The organism is Stenotrophomonas sp. YJH_SMC_127 (assembly GCF_059372445.1).
In genome coordinates, this window is record NZ_JCAFVO010000002.1 from 263,851 (window position 1) to 284,873 (window position 21,023).

The 21,023-nt window shown below is 67.8% G+C and carries 21 protein-coding genes; 13 read left to right on the top strand and 8 right to left on the bottom strand.

Going from position 1 to position 21,023, the window contains the following annotated elements; genetic code table 11:
* Nucleotides 1–329 precede the first annotated feature (329 nt).
* From AC5QAB_RS06480 to gspH, 3 genes are read right to left on the bottom strand one after another with little or no spacing between them, the layout of a single operon-like run.
* On the bottom strand, nucleotides 330–944 hold the full coding sequence (locus tag AC5QAB_RS06480) for a prepilin-type N-terminal cleavage/methylation domain-containing protein (protein WP_164110062.1): 615 nt from the start codon (nucleotides 942–944) through the stop codon (nucleotides 330–332).
* On the bottom strand, nucleotides 941–1,291 hold the full coding sequence (gene gspI, locus AC5QAB_RS06485) for a type II secretion system minor pseudopilin GspI (protein ID WP_197561324.1): 351 nt from the start codon (nucleotides 1,289–1,291) through the stop codon (nucleotides 941–943). Before gspI ends, AC5QAB_RS06480 begins: the two co-directional genes overlap by 4 nt.
* Before the next feature lie 8 nt (nucleotides 1,292–1,299).
* Nucleotides 1,300–1,746, bottom strand: a complete 447-nt coding sequence (gene gspH, locus AC5QAB_RS06490) for a type II secretion system minor pseudopilin GspH (RefSeq protein ID WP_053495043.1) — start codon at nucleotides 1,744–1,746, stop codon at nucleotides 1,300–1,302.
* 103 nt (nucleotides 1,747–1,849) lie between these two features.
* On the opposite strand from gspH, the gene AC5QAB_RS06495 reads away from it, so the two are divergent.
* Entirely contained in the window at nucleotides 1,850–2,326 is a 477-nt protein-coding gene (locus tag AC5QAB_RS06495) for a general secretion pathway protein (protein ID WP_014647359.1), read from the top strand.
* A gap of 90 nt (nucleotides 2,327–2,416) precedes the next feature.
* On the opposite strand, the gene AC5QAB_RS06500 is transcribed toward AC5QAB_RS06495, so the two are convergent.
* On the bottom strand, nucleotides 2,417–2,752 hold the full coding sequence (locus tag AC5QAB_RS06500; protein ID WP_197561323.1) for a hypothetical protein: 336 nt from the start codon (nucleotides 2,750–2,752) through the stop codon (nucleotides 2,417–2,419).
* 201 nt (nucleotides 2,753–2,953) lie between these two features.
* Here AC5QAB_RS06500 and AC5QAB_RS06505 point away from each other — a divergent pair, with 201 nt between their 5' ends.
* The 6 genes from AC5QAB_RS06505 to AC5QAB_RS06530 all read left to right on the top strand — a co-directional run bounded on the left by AC5QAB_RS06505 (nucleotide 2,954) and on the right by AC5QAB_RS06530 (nucleotide 9,738).
* Complete coding sequence (locus AC5QAB_RS06505; protein WP_495233229.1) at nucleotides 2,954–4,570, top strand: ShlB/FhaC/HecB family hemolysin secretion/activation protein; 1,617 nt, start codon at nucleotides 2,954–2,956, stop codon at nucleotides 4,568–4,570.
* A gap of 38 nt (nucleotides 4,571–4,608) precedes the next feature.
* A complete protein-coding gene (locus tag AC5QAB_RS06510) occupies nucleotides 4,609–6,393 on the top strand; it encodes a DUF2341 domain-containing protein (RefSeq protein ID WP_197561321.1) in 1,785 nt (594 codons plus the stop codon).
* A 10-nt stretch (nucleotides 6,394–6,403) separates the two neighbouring features.
* Complete coding sequence (locus AC5QAB_RS06515) at nucleotides 6,404–6,817, top strand: ExbD/TolR family protein (protein ID WP_005409874.1); 414 nt, start codon at nucleotides 6,404–6,406, stop codon at nucleotides 6,815–6,817.
* Between the two features lie 39 nt (nucleotides 6,818–6,856).
* A complete protein-coding gene (tolA, locus tag AC5QAB_RS06520) occupies nucleotides 6,857–7,522 on the top strand; it encodes a cell envelope integrity protein TolA (protein ID WP_197561320.1) in 666 nt (221 codons plus the stop codon).
* A 42-nt stretch (nucleotides 7,523–7,564) separates the two neighbouring features.
* Nucleotides 7,565–9,310 (top strand): putative porin, encoded by a 1,746-nt coding sequence (locus tag AC5QAB_RS06525; RefSeq protein ID WP_495233230.1) that lies wholly within the window; start codon nucleotides 7,565–7,567, stop codon nucleotides 9,308–9,310.
* Between the two features lie 98 nt (nucleotides 9,311–9,408).
* A complete protein-coding gene (locus tag AC5QAB_RS06530) occupies nucleotides 9,409–9,738 on the top strand; it encodes a hypothetical protein (RefSeq protein ID WP_197561318.1) in 330 nt (109 codons plus the stop codon).
* An 8-nt stretch (nucleotides 9,739–9,746) separates the two neighbouring features.
* On the opposite strand, the gene AC5QAB_RS06535 is transcribed toward AC5QAB_RS06530, so the two are convergent.
* The 4 genes from AC5QAB_RS06535 to AC5QAB_RS06550 form a co-directional block, all read right to left on the bottom strand.
* Complete coding sequence (locus AC5QAB_RS06535) at nucleotides 9,747–10,145, bottom strand: OsmC family protein (RefSeq protein ID WP_014647353.1); 399 nt, start codon at nucleotides 10,143–10,145, stop codon at nucleotides 9,747–9,749.
* A 117-nt stretch (nucleotides 10,146–10,262) separates the two neighbouring features.
* Nucleotides 10,263–10,904, bottom strand: a complete 642-nt coding sequence (locus AC5QAB_RS06540) for an isochorismatase family protein (protein ID WP_197561317.1) — start codon at nucleotides 10,902–10,904, stop codon at nucleotides 10,263–10,265.
* Between the two features lie 55 nt (nucleotides 10,905–10,959).
* Nucleotides 10,960–11,640, bottom strand: coding sequence for a hydrolase (locus AC5QAB_RS06545; protein ID WP_032962579.1), 681 nt, complete (start codon nucleotides 11,638–11,640; stop codon nucleotides 10,960–10,962).
* A 71-nt stretch (nucleotides 11,641–11,711) separates the two neighbouring features.
* Nucleotides 11,712–12,578: a pirin family protein gene (locus AC5QAB_RS06550; protein ID WP_164166675.1), complete on the bottom strand. Its 867-nt coding sequence runs from the start codon at nucleotides 12,576–12,578 to the stop codon at nucleotides 11,712–11,714.
* Nucleotides 12,579–12,727: 149 nt separating this feature from the next.
* Here AC5QAB_RS06550 and AC5QAB_RS06555 point away from each other — a divergent pair, with 149 nt between their 5' ends.
* The 6 genes from AC5QAB_RS06555 (at nucleotide 12,728) to AC5QAB_RS06580 (ending at nucleotide 20,989) form a co-directional block, all read left to right on the top strand.
* Nucleotides 12,728–13,654, top strand: a complete 927-nt coding sequence (locus AC5QAB_RS06555; RefSeq protein WP_197561364.1) for a LysR family transcriptional regulator — start codon at nucleotides 12,728–12,730, stop codon at nucleotides 13,652–13,654.
* A gap of 130 nt (nucleotides 13,655–13,784) precedes the next feature.
* Nucleotides 13,785–14,288: an RNA polymerase sigma factor gene (locus AC5QAB_RS06560; RefSeq protein WP_014647349.1), complete on the top strand. Its 504-nt coding sequence runs from the start codon at nucleotides 13,785–13,787 to the stop codon at nucleotides 14,286–14,288.
* A gap of 82 nt (nucleotides 14,289–14,370) precedes the next feature.
* Nucleotides 14,371–15,327 carry a FecR family protein gene (locus AC5QAB_RS06565; protein ID WP_495233231.1) on the top strand — a complete coding sequence of 319 codons (957 nt, stop codon included), beginning with the start codon at nucleotides 14,371–14,373 and terminating at the stop codon, nucleotides 15,325–15,327.
* A 184-nt stretch (nucleotides 15,328–15,511) separates the two neighbouring features.
* Nucleotides 15,512–18,628: a TonB-dependent receptor gene (locus tag AC5QAB_RS06570; RefSeq protein WP_495233232.1), complete on the top strand. Its 3,117-nt coding sequence runs from the start codon at nucleotides 15,512–15,514 to the stop codon at nucleotides 18,626–18,628.
* 52 nt (nucleotides 18,629–18,680) lie between these two features.
* Nucleotides 18,681–19,445: a Slam-dependent surface lipoprotein gene (locus AC5QAB_RS06575; protein ID WP_014647346.1), complete on the top strand. Its 765-nt coding sequence runs from the start codon at nucleotides 18,681–18,683 to the stop codon at nucleotides 19,443–19,445.
* A gap of 89 nt (nucleotides 19,446–19,534) precedes the next feature.
* A complete protein-coding gene (locus AC5QAB_RS06580; RefSeq protein WP_495233233.1) occupies nucleotides 19,535–20,989 on the top strand; it encodes a surface lipoprotein assembly modifier in 1,455 nt (484 codons plus the stop codon).
* Nucleotides 20,990–21,023 lie beyond the last annotated feature (34 nt).

A 21,023-nucleotide genomic window follows, 5' to 3' on the forward strand; every position in this document is an offset into this window, starting at 1 on the left:
GCTCGGCAGTAGATCCACGCCATGCGTGGATGCGACCGGGCCGAAAGAACGAACAGCATCGGGCCAGCCGCCACGGAACGGCAGCGGCCCCAGCCAGGATGGCACGGAGGGCAGGGAGCGGCCATCAGCGGTGAGGACCACCGACACGGCGCCGCCGGGTGCAGGAGCGCGCCCGGCGGCAGGCTCCGCAGTAGATCCACGCCATGCGCGGATGCCCGGACCAGCCTCAGTGCCGACCAACGGTCGGCACCCACCAGGGCAGGCCGGGCAGTAGAAGCCGCTCGGCAGTAGATCCACGCCATGCGTGGGTGCTTTGCCTGGGAGGAATCCTAAAGCTCCAGCACGCGCCGGTAGCCCAGCGGTCCACGCCCGTCACGCAGGCCCAGCCGCAGTTCCAGCCCGGTGGCCGGCAGCACCTCGCCCTCGCTCGGCAGCATCGCCCAGCCGGCCCCGGGTTGCCAGGCGCGCACCTCGAACCGCCGCACATCCTTTGCCACTGCAATGCCTTCCGAAGGAACCGGTGCGGGCAGGGGATAGCGGTCCGTCGCCGTACCGCTGGCGCGCCATAGCGTGTTGCCTTGCCGCCACCAGCGCACCCGCTGCCAGCGCAGCCCATCACTGTCGACGCTGCGGGTGATTTCCAGCGCAAAGCTGCCATCCGGGTACCGTTCGCTCACCAGCGAAGGCGGCAGCAGTCGCTGCGGACGATCCGCCGGGCGCACCGCGCCGTTCATCAGCGCATCGTCGGCACGCATCTCGATATCGCGCTGGAACTGCTGCAGCACGCGTAGTGCCGTCGTGGTCTCGGCATCGGCCCGGCGCAGGCGCTGGTCGCTGCTGGCCACGCTGTCGAGCGCTCGCCAGCAGATCAGCGCCAGCACGCCCATGATGGTGATCGCGATCATCACCTCGATAAGGGTAAAGCCTGCTGCGGTACGCTTCATTGCGCCGCGGTCCACGGCAGCTGCATCCGCGCCAGCGACTGCCGCGGTGCATCTTCGGCAGCCACGCTGAGTTCCAGTTGCGGCTGTCCGTCACCCCCCGTGCCGATATGCTGCAGCACCAGGAAACTGCTTCGCCCCTGCACGCAGCGCAGCCGTGCATCCTGCGGCGGCTGCCCGGCCAGGCGCAGCTCCTGCCAGCGGTCCTGCGCGCACAACAGCGCCAAGCGACGGTCGTGCAGGCGTGACTGATCGTCGGTGGCCACCGCGACCGAGCGCATGACCGCAGCCAGCGCAATCGAAACGATCGCCAGTGCGATCAGCACTTCGATCAAGGTGAATCCGCGCATGTTCCGCTTCACTGCACGACCTGCAACTGTCCGCTGCCATCGTCACGAAGACGCAGCTGGCGGCCCTGCAACGACAACGTCAGTTCCCATGCCACGCCGATCCACTCCGGGCTCAGTTCAACCGGGGTGGCCGGCTGCACCACGATGCCGGCCGGTTGCCATGGCTGTGGGCGCAGCAGGTCGTCGCGTTGCACGTCCACCCAGCGGGTGCCTTCGCGCCTGCTGAACCGGTAGCCGGCGGCGTCGGCCTGCCAGCGCAGGGGGCGGCCATCGATGCGGGCCTCGTCGCGCGCCACCTGCAGGCGCTGCGCCAGTCGTTCGGCCTCCTGCCGCAGCTGGCGCGCGGGGTCGAGCAGGCTGCCCAGGCCCAGGCCGATGCCCGCCGTGCAGATACCGATGATCACCAGCACCACCATCAGTTCCAGCAGGGTGAAACCACGCGGCACGTGCTGCATCGACGTTGCCTCCTGTCCAGGTCGATGCCTGCCAGCGTAGGCCCGCATGATGAAACAAAAGCGTCAGCGGCGGCTGCTAGCGTGGGCGGACACGAACGTGGCGATGGTGCGGAACATGGATGGCAGGCGCTGGGATCGCAATCGGATGTTGACCCTGCTGGCGGCCACCCTGCTGCTGGCGGTGGTGGCCTATTGGAGCGTCACCCTGTCTGCGGTGGCGCCTGCGGCGGCGGCCAGCGAAGCGCATGCCGATGCGCCGGCCCGGCCGCTGTTCGATGCGGTGGCCAGTCTGCCGCTGGTGCGGCTGCTGTCGCCCGGTGCGGTGCAGACCGAGGTGGTCGTGCTGGGTGTGATGGCGGGTGACCACGCGCCCCTGGCCCTGTTGTCGGTGGATGGACGCCCGCCGGAGGCTTACGCGCCCGGCCAGCGGCTGGGGCCCTGTACGGTGCTGGCCAGCATCAGCGCCAACGCGGTGGAACTGAACCAGGCCGGGCAATCGCGCAGCCTGCCGGTGCCCGCGCTGCCACCGGTGCCTAACGATGGCATCGTGCCGGCCGCTCCGCAGGGCGGCGCTCGGTAGAGCCGAGCCCGCGCTCGGCTGCCTCTGCATGGCTGTTGAATGGTGTGCAGGCGCAGCCGGGCGTGGGCTCGGCTCTGCAGATGCATGGGTTCATCGCGCCGGACGCTGCGGTACCACCGACCGCCCGAAGGCATCGCCCATGCGTTGCCGCGTGCCTTCCATGTTGTACTGCATCAGCTGGTTGCCGGGCTGCCGCATCAGGCGTTCGGCATCCGGCAGCGCCGCTGACTTCGCCGATTTCGGCGCCGGTGCCAGCCTGCGTTGCAGGCATTCCCACGGGGGGATGCGCTCGCCGTTGACCTGTACTTCGATGCACGGCGCAGCACCGTCCTGCTTCTTCGCCTCTCCGGCCCAGGCCGATGGCAACGCCACCAACAAGGCAAGGGCGAGGGCAGGGCGAAGGCCCGCCTTCAATGGCTCACTCATCTCGAATCTCCTGCAACGACCGACGCTCTGCAATGAAGACGTGTGGCGAGGGCAGTCTACGCCCGCGAGTGCACCGGCGCGGTCAGAAGATGACAGTGCTGTCACAAAACGGATGGCGGTTTTGACGCGACGTGCACGTCCTGTTGGTAGACCCACGCGCCGCTCCCTGGCCCCTCCCTCCGATACGACGCGATGCCTTCGATGACTCCTGTTCCGTGCCGAGCCGTCCGCTTTCCGCTGTGCCTGCATCCGCTGGTGCTGGCGCTGGCCGCGATGCCGCTGCCATTGTTCGCGCAGGAGGCGGCGCCTGCGCCCAGCGTGAACATCAATGAATACATCGTGCGCGGCAACACCGTGCTCGATCCGCGCCAGATCGAACGTGCGGTGGAGCCGTTCCTTGGCCCTGGTAAGACCCTGGCCGATGTCGAAAAGGCACGCGATGCAGTCCACGCGTTGTACCAGCAGGCGGGCTACCAGTCGGTCTACGTCGAACTCCCCGAGCAGCAGGTCAGTGGCGGCGTGGTGCTGCTGAAGGTGCAGCAGACGCCGATCGGCCAGCTGCGCGTGGTCGGCACCCGCCACGAATCGCCCGACCGCATCCGCGATCGCGTACCGGCACTGGCCGAGGGCAAGGTGCCGGACTTCGACCAGGCGCAGAAGGAACTGACCGCACTGAACGAAGGCGGGCGTCGCCAGGTGATGCCTCTGGTGCGCGAAGGCCAGGTGCCGGGCACGATGGATGCGGACCTGCAGGTCGAGGAGAAGTCGCCGTGGCGTGCCAGCGCGTCACTCAACAACGACCACAGTGCCGACACCGAGAAACTGCGCCTGAGTGCGTCGCTGGCCTACGACAACCTGTGGAAGCGCGGGCACAGCGCCAACATCGGCGTGTACCTGGCGCCGGAAGATACAAAGCAGGCCAAGGTGTTCTCGGCCTCGTACACGATGCCGTTCGAAGGCACGCCGTGGAGCCTGGAAGCCTCCGGCTACAGATCCGACAGCCGCGTGTTGAATGCAGGCGGGCAGGTCGGTACCGGCACCGGCACCAACGTGATCGGCAACGGCCATTCGATCGGCCTCAAGCTCAACTACCGCCTTGCCGGCAGCAGCCAGTGGTGGCGCCAGCTCAGCCTCGGTGTGGATTTCAAGGACACCGAGGAAGACACGCAGATGGGCAAGGACAGCCTGAAGACACCGTTGAAGTATGCGCCGATCACCCTGGCCTTCGTCGGCGTGCGCCAGGGCGAGCAGGATCAGCTGAGCATCAACACCCAGCTGGTGGCCGGTACCCGCCGCCTGTTCGGTTACGGCAGCGACGCCACCGCGTTCGGGCAGAAGCGCTACTGGGCTGACCCGAGCTTCGTGGCCTTCAAGGCCGACGTGGCCAACACCCACACCTTCAGCAATGACTGGCAGTGGTATGCGCGTGGCTCGCTGCAGGTAACCGATGCGCCACTGGTGTCGGCCGAGCAGTTCGCTGCTGGCGGCATGTACACCGTGCGTGGCTACCTGTCGGCCGAGGCGATCGGCGACTACGGCGGCCTGGCCAGCCTGGAATGGCGCACCCCGGCGTGGTCGCTTTGGAGCGGCACCGATCTGCGTGTCTACAGCTTCGCCGACGCGGCCTACCTGCGCCTGCGCCGGCCGCTGCCCGAGCAGCGTGACAAGTACAACCTGGCCTCGGTCGGCCTGGGCGCGCAGCTGCGCCTGGGTGAACACCTGCAACTGCGCCTGGACTACGCCTGGCCTTATGCCGATGGCCCGGTCACGCGCAAGGACGACCCGCGCCTGCATTTCAACATCAGCACCAGCTACTGACCCTTCCCTTGAACATGCGTTCTCCGGAGACCCTTCGCATGGACCGTTTGCTTTCCCGAGTGTTGCTGCTGCTGGCCGCGCTGGTTGCGTTGCCTGCGGCTGCGGCCGATGCCAATTGGTGGCAGGCCGAATGGAAATACCGCAAGCCGATCACCGTCGACGCCGGCCCGCAGGGCGCGGGCCTGGCCGGTGACCCGGGCCGCACGCCACTGCTGCTGCGGCTGCATACCGGCAACTTCGGCTTCGACGGCACCCAGGATGCGGGCAACGACCTTCGCTTCGTCTCGGGTGATGGCCGTACCGTGCTGGCCCACCAGATCGAGCAGTTCGATCCCACGCTGGGCCTGGCCCTGGTCTGGGTGGACCTGCCGGCGGTCAGTGCCGCCGCGCCGCAGACCATCTGGATGTACTACGGCAATGAAAAAGCCCCGGCCAGCGGCAACGGCCAGCAGGTGTTCGATCCGGACTATACGCTGGTCTACCACTTCGCCGAGGCCAATGCGCCGGCACGCGACACCACCGCTTATGGCAACAATGCCGGTGCCGTGGTGCCGCCATCGGAAGGCTCGGTGATCGGCCGCGGCGTTCAGTTGGGTGCAGCCCCGCTGCCGCTGCCGGCCAGCGCATCGCTTGCGCAGGAGGCGGGCGCGCCGCTCACTGTTTCGGCCTGGATCAAGCCAGGCAGCAACAACGCTGCACAGGCGATCTACGCGCGTCGCGACGGTGCGTTCGAACTGGTGCTGGGCATCGAAAACCGGGTGCCGTTCGTGCAGCTCAATGGCCAGCGCAGCACGCCGGCGCAGCCGGTTCCGGAAGGGCAGTGGGCGCATGTGGCGCTGACCGCAGAGAAGGGCGCACTGCAGTTGTACCTCAATGGCCGCGTGGTCGCCCAGCTGAGCGGCGAGCTGCCGGCGCTGGCCACCGCGCCGGTGGTCGGCGCCGATGCGCCGGGCGCGGCGCAGCCGCTGGCCAACTTCGAAGGTGCCCTGGACGAGTTGCGCATTTCGCGGGTGGCACGTCCGGCCGCGCTGCTGCTGGCCGACGCCACCGCTCAGGGCGCCGACTCGCGCCTGGTCAGCTACGGCGCCGACGAGCAGTCCGCCGGGCAGAGCCACTTCGCCTTCATTCTCAAGGCGATGCCGTTCGATGCCTGGGTGGTGGTCGCCATCCTCGGCCTGATGATGCTGCTGTCGTGGGCGATCATGATCGCCAAGAGCCGCCACTTCGGTCGTACCAGCAAGGCCAATGCGGTGTTCACCGAGAGCTTCGGCAAGCTGTCCGGCGTACCGCTGCGCACCCTGTCCGACATGGACCGCCAGGGCAAGGCGCCGACCGCCATGCACGATGGCTCGTTGTGGCGCATCTACCAGGTGGCCATCGATGAAATGCAGCAACGCCACCAGCGCGATGGCAACAGCGGCTACCTCAGTGGTGCCACCATCGCGGCGATCCGCGCCTCGATGGATGCAGTGATGGTGCGCGAGCAGGAAGCGATGGCGCGGCGCATGAACTGGCTGTCGACCACCATCGAAGGCGCGCCCTACGTGGGCCTGTTCGGCACCGTGATCGGCATCATGCTGGTGTTCGTGGTTGCGGCAATGGCCGGCGCGGTGGACATCAACTCGGTGGCACCGGGCATGGCCGCGGCGCTGCTGTGTACTGCCGCCGGCCTCGGCGTCGCGATCCCGGCGCTGTTCGGCTACAACTACCTGGGCGCGCGTGCCGAAGCGATCGGTGCGGACATGGCGGTGTTCATCGACGAATTCGCCGCGCGCCTGGCCGAAGAGCAGGACGGGCGCGGCCCGGCCGCGGTCCAGGGCTGAGGGGCGCGCCATGGGCCAGAAGGCGAAGTTCGGCATCAAGAAGCGCGAGAAGGGCATCAACGTGACGCCCTTCGTCGATGTGCTGCTGGTGGTGCTGGTGATCTTCATCCTGACCAGCAACGCTTCCATCCCCGGCATCGAGGTCAACCTGCCGAAGGCCAGCAACAGCGTTGCGCTGGAGAAGCCGAAGACCAAGGCGATCACCATCGACCCCAGCGGCCAGGTGTTCCTGGATGCCTACCCGGTGACGATGGCCGAGCTGGAAGACCGGTTGCGCACCGAGCGCGCGACCACGCCGGACTTCCCGGTGATCGTGCGCGGTGACGCGCAGGTGCAGTACGCCCGCGTGGTGGAGGTGCTGGACCTGCTGCGGCGCCTGGAGCTCGCCCAGGTCGGCCTGGTCACCGGCAAGGCGCAGGGCTGAGGCATGACGGCCCATCAACCCCCTCGGCCGGAGCCCGGCATGCGCGGTCGCCAGCTGCTGGTGACTGTCGCGCTGGTGCTGGCCGCGTTGCTGGTGCTCGGCATCGCCGTGTGGTGGATGCTGTTCAAGGACACCGCCAGCACCCGCCGGCCGGTGGTGCAGCCGCCGATGCTGGCGCTGCCGCCAGCGCCTCCGCCACCCCCGCCGCCGCCGGAAAAGCCGCCGGAGCCGGAAACGCCGCCGGAGGAGACGATGCCCGAACCGGAGCCGCTGGAGCAGCCGACGCCGGCTGAAGAGCCGGCACCGACTCCGGACAATGCCGATCCGGTGACGATGAACGCCGATGCGCAGGCCGGCGGTGACAACTTCGGCATCCAGTCCGGCAATGGTGGCGGTTCGTCCGGCGTCGGTCGCGGCGGTGCCGGCAATGCCACCTATGGGCGCTACCTCGGCTACCTGATGCAGCAGGCAATCTCGCGCGACGACAAGGTCAAGCGCCTGGCGTTCCAGCTGCAGGTGAATGTGTGGCTGGCCAGCGATGGCCGCCTGGAAAAGGTCGAGCTGGTGCGTGGCAGTGGCAACGAGGAGGCCGACGCGGCCGTGCTCGATGCACTGCGCCGCATCGGCAAGGTCGACCAGGCACCCCCACCGTCGCTTGATTTCCCCGCCCGCGTCCTGATCCAGGGCCGCCGGCCCGGGGCCTGATTCCCGACCTCCGTGATTTCCCTTCTTTCGATGAGAACCGTGATGAACGACCACGTCCGCGCACGAACCGATTCCCGCCGCCCGCGGCCGGCCCGACGGGCGCTGCTGTGCTGCGCCGTGCTGCTCAGCCTGGCCGCCCCGGCCGGTGCGATGGCCGCTGAAACCACCATGGTCAAGCTGATCAAGGGCCTGATCGCCAGCGGCGCACTGAAACCAGAAGACGGCCAGGCATTGCTGGTGCAGGCCGAGGCCGAAGCGGCGGCCGCCCAGCGCAGCGCAGCCACCGCGACCTCGGCCGCCAGTGGCGGTGTCGCCCTGGAAGCCGGCGACGTGCGCGTGCCCTACGTGCCGCAGAGCGTGCGCGACGGCATCCGTGACGAAGTACGCCAGGACGTGATGGCGCAGGCCAGGTCCGAGGGCTGGGCGGCACCGAACGAAGTGGCCGAGTGGACCAAGCGCATCAAGGTCACCGGTGACATGCGCGTGCGCAGCGAATCGCGCTTCTTCTCCGAACGCAACAGCGACATCGTGAGCAACTGGTCGTCGATCAATTCCGGCAACGGCTTCGACACCAACACCAACACCAACCTGCAGCTGCCACCGCTGCTGAACACCCGCCAGGACCGCCGCAACCTGTGGCGCATCCGCGCCCGCCTGGGCATCGAGGCGACCATCGGCCAGCACACCACGGCCGGTATGCGCCTGGCCAGCGGCAGCAGCAATGGCCCGGTGTCGACCACCGAGCAGCTGGGCGGTGGCCTGAGCAAGAAGGACGTGTGGCTGGACCAGGCCTGGCTGGCCTACAGCCCGGCCGACTGGGTGACGGTGCGCGGCGGCCGCTTCGGCAATCCGTTCTGGACCAGCGACACGCTGTTCTCCAACGACCTCAACTTCGATGGCCTGGCCGCCAACCTGAAGTACGACTCCGACGGCGGCGACCTCGGCCTGTTCGGCAACCTGGCGGTGGTACCGCTGGAATACACCTCCGACAGCGCGCCCAGCCAGAGCCGGGTCAAGACCCCGAACGAGAACAAGTGGCTGTCCGGGGCGCAGGTGGGCGTGAACTGGCGCTTCAATGACGACAACGCGCTGCGCGCGGCACTGGGCTACTACGACTTCAAGAACATCAGCGGCCGCCTGTCCTCGCCGTGCGCGCTGTATGCGGGCGCGGTGGGCTGCGACACCGACTGGTCGCGTCCGGCGTTCATGCAGAAGGGCAACACCCTGATGCTGATCCGCGACATCGCGCGCAATCCGCTGGATCCGGCCAATACGCCCACCCCGCAGTATGTCGGCCTGGCCTCGGCATTCCGCCTGGCCACGCTGAACCTGCGCTGGGATACGCAGCTGGCCCAGGACGTCGGCCTGCGCCTTGAAGGCGACTACATCCGCAACCTGGCCTACGACAAGCAGGCGATGTTCAGTCGCGCCAACAACGGCATCGTCAACAATTACGGTGCCGGTGGTGCCGCCAGCATCGATACCTTCCGCAGCGGCGACACCGCATGGATGCTGCAGGCCACCTTCGGTGCCACCGAGCTGAAGGAGAAGGGCCAGTGGCAGGCGCTGCTGGGCTACAAGCACATCGAGGCCGATGCGCTGCCGGATGCCTACAACGATCCGAACTTCCACCTCGGTGGCACCAACGCCCGCGGCTACTACGTGGGCGGTGCCTATGCGCTGGACGCGCGCAGCTGGATCAGCGGCAAGTGGATGGCGGCCAAGGAAGTGTCCGGTGCGCCGCTGTCGATCGACGTGTTCCAGCTGGAGTTCAACACCGGCTTCTGAGTAGCGGGCGTGATGCGGATCACGTAGTGCGTGGCGGGGGCGCAGCGATGCGCCCGTCTAGGGAAAGGAGACCACGCGTTGTTCAAAAGGAGGAGTGGATGAGCCGTCGCAAGCTGTTCGAGAGTCCCGAACCGTCCAGCCAGATGCTGGGTGTTGGACCGGCCTATGTTTCCGTGGAGGGCCTGCGCCAGCACCTGGCCGAGTTCCTGCTGTACGCGGGCCGGCCGGTGGTGATCATGCGCGGGCGCAGCGAAGTGGGCTACTTCCTGCCGGCGCGCTGCTGGCGCCAGCGTGACGATGATCCGCTGGCGGCCGCGGCCGCCGACCAGCTGCTGGATGCCGCCGGGTTCCAGGCCGAAGACATCCAGCAGGTGGAGCAGGAATTCAACGCGATGCGCCAGCGCACGGTGCTGCATCCACGGCGCTGAGCCCTCTGTTACGCCGCCGCCCCACGCTCACTGGTGATGCGTGCACCTTCGCGCATCACCAGGGTCACCGGGGTCTTTTCCACCACCTCCAGCAATCGCTGCCACTGCGCATCGCTCAGCTCGGCACTGGCATGCAGCACGCGGTGCACGTGGAGGCGCCCGTCCTCATCACGTTCCGAGCGCAGCTCGGCATGGAACTCGCCCAGGTCCCAGCCCTTGCGCTGCGCGTACATGCGCAGGGTGATGGCGGTGCACGCCGCCAGCGAGGCCAGGTACAGGTCGAACGGCGCGAAGCCCTTGCCCTGGCCGCCCAACGAGGCGGGCTCGTCCGCATCCACATCGACGCTGCCATTGCTGATGTGGTGCAGGTAATTGTCGGCGGTCGAAACAATGCGTGCGTAGGCCATCACATTCTCCATCTATCCATGGCGTCGAGCCACGCTCGATTAAACCCACTGTAGCGTCGAGCCATGCTCGACGGCTCCCCAAAGGCGGCGCCAGTCAGGACCGGCGCCGCCACCCGGTTACTCGGTACGATCGTACGAGAACTGGATGCCCGCCGTACCGCCGGTTTCAATGAAGAGGTTCATGAAGGCCGGCACCGTTTCCGAACGGGCCCAGTCGCGCTGCAGCTCGCAGAACAGCTGCGGCGCGCTGATCAGCTGGCCGCCGGCCTGTTCGATGCGGCGCAGCGCGGCATCGTGCGCGGCCAGCGAGGTGCCGCCGACGGCGTCGACCACCACATACACCTCATAGCCTTCCTTCAACGCATCCAAGGCCGGGAAGGTCAGGCAGGCCTCGGTCCACAGCGCGGTCATGATCAGCTTGCGGCGGCCGGTGGCTTCCACCGCCCTGCGGAACTGGACGTCTTCCCAGGAATTGATGGTGGTGCGGTCGTAGGTCGGATAGTCACCCAGCACCTGGCGCAGCTGCGGAATCGGCGGCTTGTTCAGGCCGGTCTTGACGTTCACCGTCGAATGCACGATCGGCAGGCCATAAGCCACTGCGGCTTTGGCAGTGCCGACGATGTTGTTGACCAGCAACTGGCGGTCCATCGAAGCAATGGAGTTCACCTGCACCGGCTGGTAGTCGATGATGATGAAGGCGGAGTTCTGCGGGGTCAGCAGATGATCGCTGGCCGGTTCGCGGATCGGTTCACTGGACATGATGGGTCTCCGGTTGAGAGGCGTGCCGACAGCGGGCCGGCACCCCGGGCGTAGGTCAGCTGCGCTGCGAATCCAGCGGCTCGTGGTTCTTCTGCACGTCCTGCGCCTTCAGGTAGCTTTCGATCAGCAGCTGGTAGTTCGGGAAGATCTTCGTGTAGACCTCGGCCCACTGCTGGGCATCATCGCGGTTCCAGCTGCGCTGGATCTCCGAGGCCACCGCGGCGGTGTCCATCGGCACCACGCCGGCCTGCACCACCCGGGCCAGGGTGATCTCCTCGGCCATCTTCGAATAGGTGCCCGAGGCATCGATGACCGCGAACACCTGATAGCCATCGGCAACGGCGGCAATGGACGGGAAGGCCATGCACACGCTGGTGATGGTGCCGGCAATGATCAGCTGCCTGCGGCCAGTGGCCTTCACCGCGCCAACGAATTCCGGGTTGTCCCAGGCGTTGATCTCGCCCTTGCGCGCCACGTACCGGGCATGCGGGGCTGCGTCGTGGATCTCCGGTATCAGCGGGCCGTTCGGGCCCTGCGGAACAGAGGCAGTGGTGATCACCGGCATCTTTGCCAGCGTGGCCATCCTGGCCAGCGCGGTGGCGTGGGCGCGCACGCGGGTGAACGGCATGTCACCGATGGTCTGGAACAGGCCGCTCTGATGGTCGATCAGCAGCATCGCGGCGTTGTCCGGATCGATCACCGGGCGGGCACCGTTGAAGTTGGCGGGGGTACTCATGGTCAGTCTCCTGGAAAAAGCGGGCGATGGCCCGGAGGGTGCGGCGGGCCATCGCCCGCCGCTTGAAACGATCAGTGCGCGATCTGGCCGAAGCGGCCGCTGTTGAAATCGTTGACCGCCTGCGCGATCTCGGCCTGGCTGTTCATCACGAACGGGCCATAGCCCACCACCGGCTCGTCGATCGGTTCACCGCTGAGCAGCAGCACGGTGGCGTCGCTGTCGGCGTCGACGAACACGTCCTCGCCGCTGCGGTCGAAGGTGACCAGCTGTGCCTCGCCGACCGGCTGGCCGCCGTTGATCCGCACCGTGCCCTTCAGCACCACCAGCGCCAGCGTGCGGCCCTCAGCCACCGGCAGTTCGGCGTGGTGGCCCTGCCGCAGGCGGATGTCCCAGACATCCATCGGCGTGTGGGTGCGGGCCGGGCCGGCATGACCGTGGAAGCGGCCGGCAATGACCCGCACGCGGCCGGCGCCATCGGGCAGATCCACCGAGGGAATCTCTGCGTCGAGCAGGGTCTGGTAGCCCGGTGCGCCCATCTTGTCGCGCGCCGGCAGGTTCACCCACAGCTGGACCATGTCCAGCGTGCCGCCGCGCCTGCTGAATTCCGGCGTGTGGAATTCCTCGTGGAGGATGCCGGAGGCAGCCGTCATCCACTGCACGTCACCCGGGCCGATGGTGCCGCCGGCCCCGGTCGAATCGCGGTGGGCGACCTCACCCTCATAGACGATGGTGACGGTCTCGAATCCGCGATGCGGATGCTGGCCGACGCCACGCGGCGTATTGCTGGGGGCGAAGGTGTACGGGCCGGCGTAATCCAGCAGCAGGAACGGGCTGAGGTGCTGGCCGTGGGTGTTGTAGGAAAACATAGAGCGGGCGGGGAATCCGTCGCCCACCCAGTGCGGGCGGGGGGCGCTGTAGGTACCGGTGACACGCTTCATGGCGATCTCCTGGCCGGGGCTGCCGGCCGCTGTTCTTCGTTGCGAAGACGATATCGCCGTGACAATAAGGCCGGTAGACGCCAATATTTGCCGTCATAGTCCTATCTGGTGAACAATGTCTGCAGGCCGTGGCCGCAGGAGATCGCCCCGTGTTCATCGCAGATATCCGCCGTTGTGACCTCAACGACCTGTTCTACTTCGCCATGGTGGTCGAGCACGGCGGCTTCTCGCAGGCCGGCCGGGCGCTGGCGATGCCGAAGTCGAAACTGAGCCGGCGCATCGCGCTGCTGGAGGAACGGTTGGGCGTGCGCCTGATCCAGCGTTCGACCCGGCGCTTTTCGGTCACCGAGGTCGGCCAGGACTACTACCGCCACTGCAAGGCCATGCTGGTCGAAGCCGAAGCGGCCGAGGAAGCCATTGCGATGTCACGCGCCGAGCCGCGCGGCACCATCCGCCTGGCGTGCCCGATCGCGATCCTGCACGCGCGCATTGGCACGATGCTGGCCGATTTCCTGGCCCTGCACCCGCAGGTGACGGTGCAGCTGGACGCCACCAACCGGCGCGTCGATGTGGTGGGCGAGGGTATGGACGTGGCGATCCGCGTGCGGCCGCCGCCGCTGGAGGACAGTGACCTGGTGGTACGCGTGCTGGCGCGCCGGGTCTGGTGCACCAGTGCCAGCCCGGCGTTGCTGCAGCGGCTGGGCACGCCGCAGGTGCCGGCCGACCTGGCGATGATGCCGACCGTGGATCTGGCATCGCCCAGCCAGCAGCATGCCTGGGAATACACCGGGCCGGGCGATGTGCTGGCCAGCGTGCACCATCGCCCGCGGCTGGTCAGCGATGACATGATCGCGTTGCGCACCGCCGCGGTGGCCGGGGTGGGCCTGCTGATGCTGCCGCGGATGATGATCAGCGACGAGCTGGCCAGTGGCGCGCTGGTGCCGGTACTGCCGGAGTGGGTGCCCAAGCACGGCATCGTGCACGCGGTGTTCCCGTCGCGACGCGGCCTGTTGCCTGCGGTGCGTGCGCTGATCGACTACCTCGCCGAACGCTTCGAGGCGCTGGAGGAACCGTAGATCCTCCATCCACGCCATGCGTCGATGATGCTTTCGTGGCGCGGCTTGCCGCCTGCGGCCCCGCAGCCCACAATCCACGTCCGGACCGTCGCCATCACGCCCATCATTCCCCGGTCCGGCCTTGGCACCTATGTCTCCCAATGCCCTGGCGCTGGTCGAGCTGCTGATCCGCGAGCGCCGTGCGTTGTCCCGCTTCGTCGCGCGCTACCTCGACCCGGCCAGCACCGAGGACACCCTGCAGAACCTCTACCTGAAGGCCAGCAGCGTGCCCGGTGATCCACCGATCCTGGAGCCGCGCGGTTATCTGTACCGGATGGCCTACCACCACGCGCTCAACCGCAGCCAGGCCGACGCCCGCGAGCGGCGCGCGATGGCCGAGTACGCCACCGGCATGGCCGAGGCAGGCCACGACGGCGAGGCGCAGGCGCTGGACCAGGCGCAGCTGCGCGAGATCACCCAGACCATCCTGGCCCTGCCGGCCCAGGTACGCGAGTGCTTCGTGCTCAACCGCTACCTGGGCCTGAGCGAACGCGAGATTGCCGCGCGCCTGGGGATCTCCAAGAGCCTGGTCGGCAAGCATGTGCTGCGCGCAGCGCTGCTGATCCAGCAACAGCAGCGGGGAATGGGCCGATGAGCGGCGATTGCCGTGGGCAGATCGTGCCCGCCGTTGTCACAACAGGAAAGCGCACCCATTCGCGGTGCGGCAGGCCACAACCATGACCACGTCCGAACCCTCGCCGCGTCAGGCCAGGCAGGCGTTGCGCTGGGTGATACGGTGCAGTGCAGGCCCGTTGCCGGGACGCCAGCAACGCACCCTGCAGCGCTGGCTGCAGTCCGATCCGCGCCATGCGCTGGCCTGGCGCCAGCAGCAGGCCTTCTGGCAGCGGTTGGACGCTGCCGGGCCCGAGGTGCTGGCCGCGCTGCCCGAGCTGACCGCCGACCGCCAGGGGCTGCGTCCGATCGCACCGCGCCGTCGCCTGCCGTGGCTGCTGGCTTCGGCCGCGGCCGTGGTGCTGATGGTCGCGGCCGCTCCGCATGCGTTGCTGCTGGCGCGCAGTGATGTGCGCAGCAGCGATGCGCCACGAGTGGTGCAGCTGGCCGATGGCAGCACGGCGGTACTCGATGCCGGCACCGCGCTGGCATTTGCGTTCGATGGCCAGCAGCGGCGCGTACGCCTGCTGCGCGGCCAGGCCTGGTTCCAGGTAGCGCACGAGGCTCGCCCGTTCCAGGTCGAGGCAGCGGGCGGCCTGGTCCGTGACATCGGTACCGCCTTCAGCGTGTCGATGCTGGATACCACGGTCACCACCCAGGTCAGCGCGGGTGTGGTCGATGTGCGCCCGGGCGATGGCAGCGTGCAGCGCCTGCATGCCGGACAGGCACGCGTGTTCCGTGACGGGCACTGGCTGCAGCCGGTGCAGCTGGAAGATCCGGAGAGCATGGCGCCGTGGCGGCGTGGCGAGGTAGTGATCGATGATCGGCCGGCCGCGCAGGCCATCGCCGACTTGGCGCGCTACCGTCGTGGCCCGGTCTGGGTACTGGGCGGGCAGGGCGCACGCGTACGGGTCAGTGGCCTGTTCCACCTGCAGCAACCGGACACGGCCATCGTCGCCGTGGCCGCGCAGGCGGGACTGCGCGTGCAGCGCTTGCCCGGTGGTGCGTTGCTGCTGTGGTGAAGCACCCGCGGAACATGGACGAACCGGTCGCATGAAAAAAAACATGAAAAAACCGTGGGCAGTCGTCGCAGCCCGCTGTCTATAGAGGTATAGCCAGAGCGAAACAGCGTTTCTTCTCAAGCCAGACACACCACCGGGCACCGGACGTGTCCGTTGTCCCGCCCCGCTTGAGGAGTTCCTGTCCATGCCGTCCACGGCATCCGCCTGTCATCGTCGCGCCACCGCTCTGGCCCTGGCTGTTTCCACCGCATTGCTGCAGTTGGCCTGGGTGCCGGCCGGGCAGGCGCAACCGGCGGTCGTCGCGCCGCTGCGCCAGTACGCCATTCCGGAACAGCCCCTGGCCGACGCCGTGCGTGCCTTTGGCCGCCAGGCCGATGTGCAGGTGGTGTTCCGCAGTGACCTGGTGGAAGGCCGTCGCTCCAGCGCGGTGAGCGGCGAGTACAGCCAGATGCAGGCCCTGCAGCTGCTGCTGCGTGGCAGCGGCGTGCGCGCGCAGCGTGGCATGGACGGCACCTGGAGCCTGCGTGCCGCAGCGGAGGCGGGTGAAGGGGAAGGGGTGCGGGTGACCGAGACACTGGACGTGGCCGGTCGCCTGCAGTCGGAAGGGGGCGAGGCCCGCGATCGGCGCGGCTACGATGATGTGTTCGCGCTGGACATGGCCACGGCGTATTCGGGACGCGACCGGGTGGAGCGCTACCGCGGCTCCAATCCGGCCGACGTGGTCAAGGATCTGGTCGGTGTGTTCAGCGGCGATGCGCGCAACAGTGGCGCGCTGGACATCAACATCCGCGGCATCCAGGGGCCGGGGCGGGTGCCGGTCAGCATCGACGGCGGCGAGCAGGCACTTACGGTCTGGCGCGGCTACAACGGCGTCAGCAACCGCAACTACATCGATCCCAACCTGATAGGTGGCATCCAGGTCATCAAGGGGCCGGGGCTGGTGCGCGATGTGCACAGCGGGATCGGTGGCGCGCTGGTGATCAAGACCATCGACGTCGATGACATCGTGGAAGCGGGTGAGCGCTTCGGCGGGGAGCTGAAGATCGAAGGCAGCAGCAATGCGGTGGCGCCACGCCTGCCGCGGCTGCATACCGGCGAGGACTACCGCACGGTGCCCGGGTTCCCGCAGGGCTCGCCCTCGGCACCGTATGCCGACAGCACGCTGCTGGTGCCGGTGAAGTCGCGCGGTTCGGAAGCCAATGTGTTCGCCGGCGAGGACCAGGCCTGGCGGCTGGCGCTGGGCCTGCGCGGCGAGCACGTGGACCTGATGGCCGCGTATGCCTGGCGCAAGCGCGGCAACTACTTCTCCGGCACCCAGGGCACGGCGTACTACGACCAGGACCCGCGCGAGCAGTTCGAGTACAAGGGCCTGGACTACATCACCACGCTGGCGCGCTACTTCAAGCCCGGCGACGAGGTGCCCAACACCTCCAGCGAGCAGGAATCGTGGCTGCTGAAGGCGACCTGGCAGATCAACGATGACCAGCAGCTGCGCGCCACCTGGCGGCGTACGCTCTCCCACTACGGCGAGATCATGCCCTCGCGCATCCTGTCCGCGCCCGACTACGGTCGCATCCAGTGGCCGCTCAGCCGCGTCGATGCCGATGCCTGGAACCTGGAATACCACTGGCAGCCTGCCGGCAGCCGCTGGCTGGACCTGCGTGCCAACCTGTGGCGCACCGAAACCACCAGCGATACCTACACCGCTGGCGGCTTCCCCAATTTTGCCAGCAACCCCGACTGGAACCCCGGCAGCAGCCCGATCCTGCGCAATACCGCGCTGGCCAATGCCCGCAACGACCGCACCGGCCTGACCCTGAGCAACCGCTTCGCGTTGCATTCCACCCTGGACCTGACGGTGGGCGGCAACTGGCAGTTCGAGAAACTGCGCTCGGCGGACCCGTACTTTGGCGTCAGCGATGGCTGGCGCATGTACCCGCGCGCCGGGCGCCGCCAGGAAGGCGAGGGCTATCTGGTGCTGGACTGGCGGCCGGTGGATTTCCTCTCCCTGAGCGCCGGGGTGCGCTACGCGCGCTATTGGGCCATCGATGATTTCCTGCAGGAACACCCGGAGCTGATGACCACCTCTGTATTCCCCAAAGAGGCCCGCTACCGGGTCAACGAACTGCCCGAACGCCCGGCCAGCCTGCAGGGCGAGATCGACGCCATCGAGTCGCAGCGCGCGTTCTGGGACAGCATCGGCATGGGCTTCATCGTCGATGATCTGCTGAAGGGCCTGCTGAGCAGGTACGAGACGCCGGTGGCGGTGGAGCACAGCATTCCGTGGCTGCCGGATGCGGACGGCAACTACAGCCGTGCCAGCAACCCGTGCCTGAATGGTCAGGTGGCGGCCATTCCCGGGCTGTTGCCGGTGCAGGGCGCGCAGATCCTGTGCAGCATCCAGAGCGGGCGGTCGCAGACGGTGGCCGGCCGCAACGAGCGCAGGCGCGACCATGCTTGGCTGCCGACCTTCTCGGCCACCGCGCATTTCTCGCCCAATGCGCGCGCCTATGTGCGTTACAGCGAGGCGGTGCGTTTCCCCAGCATGTTCGAGAGCACCATCGCGTTCTCCAGCAGCCTGAACCCGCTGTACCCGCTCAAGCTCGAGCACGCCTACAACTACGAAGTGGGCTATGTGCACAACCTGTCCGCACTGTTCGGCAACACCGCCGATGCCGACGTGAAGCTGGCCTACTACGTGCACAAGACCCGCAACGTGATCGAGCGCGACGGCAATTTCCTGTTCGACAACCTGGACAAGCAGCGCATCCGCGGCGTGGAGCTGCAGGCGCGGTTCGACAACCGGCGCTTCTTCACCGACCTGGGCATCACCCGTACGCTGGAAAACAAGGTCTGCGACGAAAGCATGGCGGTGCAGCTCGATGCGCTGGCCGGCAAGGTGCCCAACTGCGTGCAGGACGGCTTCGTCAGTGGCTACCTGCTGACCCAGGCCATTCCCCGGTTGTCGGTGAACGTGTCGCTGGGCACCCGGCTGTTCGATGAGCGCCTGGAGCTGGGCAGCCGCATCGTGCATTACCAGCGCCACCAGAACCCGGACCTGCAGGCCTACCGTGACCGACTGTACGCCGGCAGCGGTGGCCTGATCTGGCAGAACGTGCCGTTCACCTGGGGAAACATCACCACCGTCGATGCCTACGCGCGCTGGCGCTTCAATGACCACGCCAGCGTCGAGCTGGTCGGCACCAACCTCGGCAACCGCTACTACGTCGACCCGGCCACGCGCTCCACGCTGCCGGCGCCGGGGCGCACGCTGAAGCTCGGTGTCACTGCACGCTTCTGATGACCTGCCTCGTTGTTGTACCCGTTGTTCCCTCAACCCAAGGAGTAGTTCCATGAAGATGATCTCCCGTTCCGTACTGGCCATGGCCGCCACCTTCGCCCTGGCCGGTGCCGCCCAGGCCGCCGACATCGTCGGTGCGGCCAGCCCGGCCACCGATTCGCAGCTGTACGTCAAGGTCGGTGCCTCCGAAGTCAACGGCGGCCCGCACAGCGCAGGCAAGGCCGGCATCGGCGTCGGCACCGTCTCCAACGGCAAGCCGGTCGACTTCCAGGGGCTGGCGGCCTACTCGGCCCCGACCACCGTCAACGGCGTTACCGTGCGTACCCTGGCCATGCCGATCACCGGTACGCCGGGCAGCCATTCCGGCATGGGCCACTTCAACTTCGTCAAGGTGGGCAGTGGCGATGTGTGGTTCGGCGAATGGTCCAAGGACGGCGCTGCGGGTGGCTTCAACAACCGCCAGGTGTACTTCGCTGGCGACCGCGCCGGCACCACCCTGCCCAGCGGTACCGCCACCTACGCGGTGGCCGGCCTGAACCGGTTCAATGGCAGCAACCTGCTCAGCGGTACCTTCGCGGCGAACTTCGGCACTGGCAAGCTGACCGGCGGCCTGACCGGTGGTGGCCAGACCCTGGCGATCAGCGCCAACATCAACAGCGCCGATGCATCCTTCGCCGGCACCGCCGTGGCCAACGGCTCGGTCACCGGCAACAGCCAGGGCCAGTTCTTCGGCGCCAACGCGGCCACGCTCGCCGGTATCGCCACGTTCGCCGGCAACAGCCAGTACGACACCGCCTTCGGCGGCAGCAAGAACTGATCGCCACGCCCCTGACGGGGCAGGGCAGGGACAAGCCGCGATCCGCCAGTCCCTGCTTCGGCCGCTGCATGCACCACCACGGATCGACCATGCGCTATTCCACCTTCCTTGTCGTACTGCTGTTGGCTGCCGCTGATGTGCGCGCCCAGCAGGACGATCTGCGCCGCGTGCTTGAACAGGGCAGCGAACTGCGCCACCAGCAGCAGGACCGGCAGCGCCTGCAACAGGTCGAGTCGGAGCGGCCGACCATCACCATCGACGGCAGGACGCTGCGCGTGGAGCGCAGCGTCGACGATCTCGGCCAGGCCCTCTACCTGTCACTGCAGCATCAGCAATGGCGGGCCGCCGCGGCGTTCCTCGAGGAGTACATCGAACTGCCGGGGCATGACCCGCTGCTGCGCCATTACGCGCAGGGGGCGTTGGCCCGCGTGGCCGGCGACCATCGTCGCGCGGCGAAGGAGTACGAAGCGCTGCTGGCGGCGCAGCCGGATTTCCTGCCGGCCCGACTCGAGCTGGCACGTGTCTATGCGGAAGACCAGCGTGATCGCGATGCGGTCGCGCTGTTCACGGCCATCGCTGCAGGCATCAATGCTGATGATCCGGCCACGGCCGGCGTCCGCGCGCGCGTGGACGGTTACCTGGGTGCCCTGCAGGCGCGCCAGCGCTGGAAAGGCGCGCTGTCCGCCGGCCCCGCATGGAGTGACAACATCAACCGCAGCTCGGCCAGCCGCACCTGCCTGTTCGGCGTAGGCGACGCCTGCATCATCGAACGGAAACTGCCCGACGCCCAGCACGCAGGGGGCGTCGACTACGACGCCAGCCTGGAACGGCGTTGGGTCCTCGACGGGCATCATGGGCTGTACGTGCGCGGTCTCGCCTTCGGTCAGGCATGGCGCGGGCACCGTGCCTACAACGAGCTCAATGCCAATGTGCAGGCAGGTTACAGCTGGCGCAGTGCGCGGCAGACCGTGCTGCTTGCCCCCAGCTATGACGTCCAGGGCCTGGGCAACCATGCGCTGCAGGGCGGCAGTGGCGTGCACGGCGAATGGCAGTACGCCCCGGATGCACGCAGCCTGCTCAAGCTGGAGGCCGACTGGAAGCGCCAGCGGTATCGCCAACAGGGCCTGGCCAGCAACTATGACGGCGAGCTGGCATCGGTGTATGCCACCTGGTTCCGTGCGCTCAATCCGCGCTGGACGGTCTTCGCCGGGCTGGATGTCACCGGCAGCAGCGCTGCCGACCCGGCCAACGGCTACCGCCAGCGCGGCTTGCGGCTGGGCGCGGCGCGGCAGTGGAGCGGCACCACGGCCACGGTGTTCGTGTCGCTGCGCCGCCGCGACTACGACGCCTGGAGTCCATTGCTGGAGGCGCGCAGGCAGGACGACGAACAGAACCTGATCGCCATCGTGCGCAGCGAGCGGCTGGCGGTGGCCGGGCTGGTGCCCAGCCTGGGCCTGCGCTACGCCCGCATCGACAGCAACGTCGGCTGGCTGTACAGCCACGACCGCAGCCTGCTCAGCCTGAAATGGGAGCGTGCGTTCTGAACGCGCCGCTGCAATGCCTGGGTGAACGGGCCGT

Coding starts and splice junctions, on each gene's coding strand:
- AC5QAB_RS06480 (WP_164110062.1), bottom strand. CDS start 944: ATGAAGCGTACCGCAGCAGGCTTTACCCTTATCGAGGTGATGATCGCG.
- gspI (WP_197561324.1), bottom strand. CDS start 1,291: ATGCGCGGATTCACCTTGATCGAAGTGCTGATCGCACTGGCGATCGTT.
- gspH (WP_053495043.1), bottom strand. CDS start 1,746: ATGCAGCACGTGCCGCGTGGTTTCACCCTGCTGGAACTGATGGTGGTG.
- AC5QAB_RS06495 (WP_014647359.1), top strand. CDS start 1,850: ATGGTGCGGAACATGGATGGCAGGCGCTGGGATCGCAATCGGATGTTG.
- AC5QAB_RS06500 (WP_197561323.1), bottom strand. CDS start 2,752: ATGAGTGAGCCATTGAAGGCGGGCCTTCGCCCTGCCCTCGCCCTTGCC.
- AC5QAB_RS06505 (WP_495233229.1), top strand. CDS start 2,954: ATGACTCCTGTTCCGTGCCGAGCCGTCCGCTTTCCGCTGTGCCTGCAT.
- AC5QAB_RS06510 (WP_197561321.1), top strand. CDS start 4,609: ATGGACCGTTTGCTTTCCCGAGTGTTGCTGCTGCTGGCCGCGCTGGTT.
- AC5QAB_RS06515 (WP_005409874.1), top strand. CDS start 6,404: ATGGGCCAGAAGGCGAAGTTCGGCATCAAGAAGCGCGAGAAGGGCATC.
- tolA (WP_197561320.1), top strand. CDS start 6,857: ATGCGCGGTCGCCAGCTGCTGGTGACTGTCGCGCTGGTGCTGGCCGCG.
- AC5QAB_RS06525 (WP_495233230.1), top strand. CDS start 7,565: ATGAACGACCACGTCCGCGCACGAACCGATTCCCGCCGCCCGCGGCCG.
- AC5QAB_RS06530 (WP_197561318.1), top strand. CDS start 9,409: ATGAGCCGTCGCAAGCTGTTCGAGAGTCCCGAACCGTCCAGCCAGATG.
- AC5QAB_RS06535 (WP_014647353.1), bottom strand. CDS start 10,145: ATGGCCTACGCACGCATTGTTTCGACCGCCGACAATTACCTGCACCAC.
- AC5QAB_RS06540 (WP_197561317.1), bottom strand. CDS start 10,904: ATGTCCAGTGAACCGATCCGCGAACCGGCCAGCGATCATCTGCTGACC.
- AC5QAB_RS06545 (WP_032962579.1), bottom strand. CDS start 11,640: ATGAGTACCCCCGCCAACTTCAACGGTGCCCGCCCGGTGATCGATCCG.
- AC5QAB_RS06550 (WP_164166675.1), bottom strand. CDS start 12,578: ATGAAGCGTGTCACCGGTACCTACAGCGCCCCCCGCCCGCACTGGGTG.
- AC5QAB_RS06560 (WP_014647349.1), top strand. CDS start 13,785: ATGTCTCCCAATGCCCTGGCGCTGGTCGAGCTGCTGATCCGCGAGCGC.
- AC5QAB_RS06565 (WP_495233231.1), top strand. CDS start 14,371: ATGACCACGTCCGAACCCTCGCCGCGTCAGGCCAGGCAGGCGTTGCGC.
- AC5QAB_RS06570 (WP_495233232.1), top strand. CDS start 15,512: ATGCCGTCCACGGCATCCGCCTGTCATCGTCGCGCCACCGCTCTGGCC.
- AC5QAB_RS06575 (WP_014647346.1), top strand. CDS start 18,681: ATGAAGATGATCTCCCGTTCCGTACTGGCCATGGCCGCCACCTTCGCC.
- AC5QAB_RS06580 (WP_495233233.1), top strand. CDS start 19,535: ATGCGCTATTCCACCTTCCTTGTCGTACTGCTGTTGGCTGCCGCTGAT.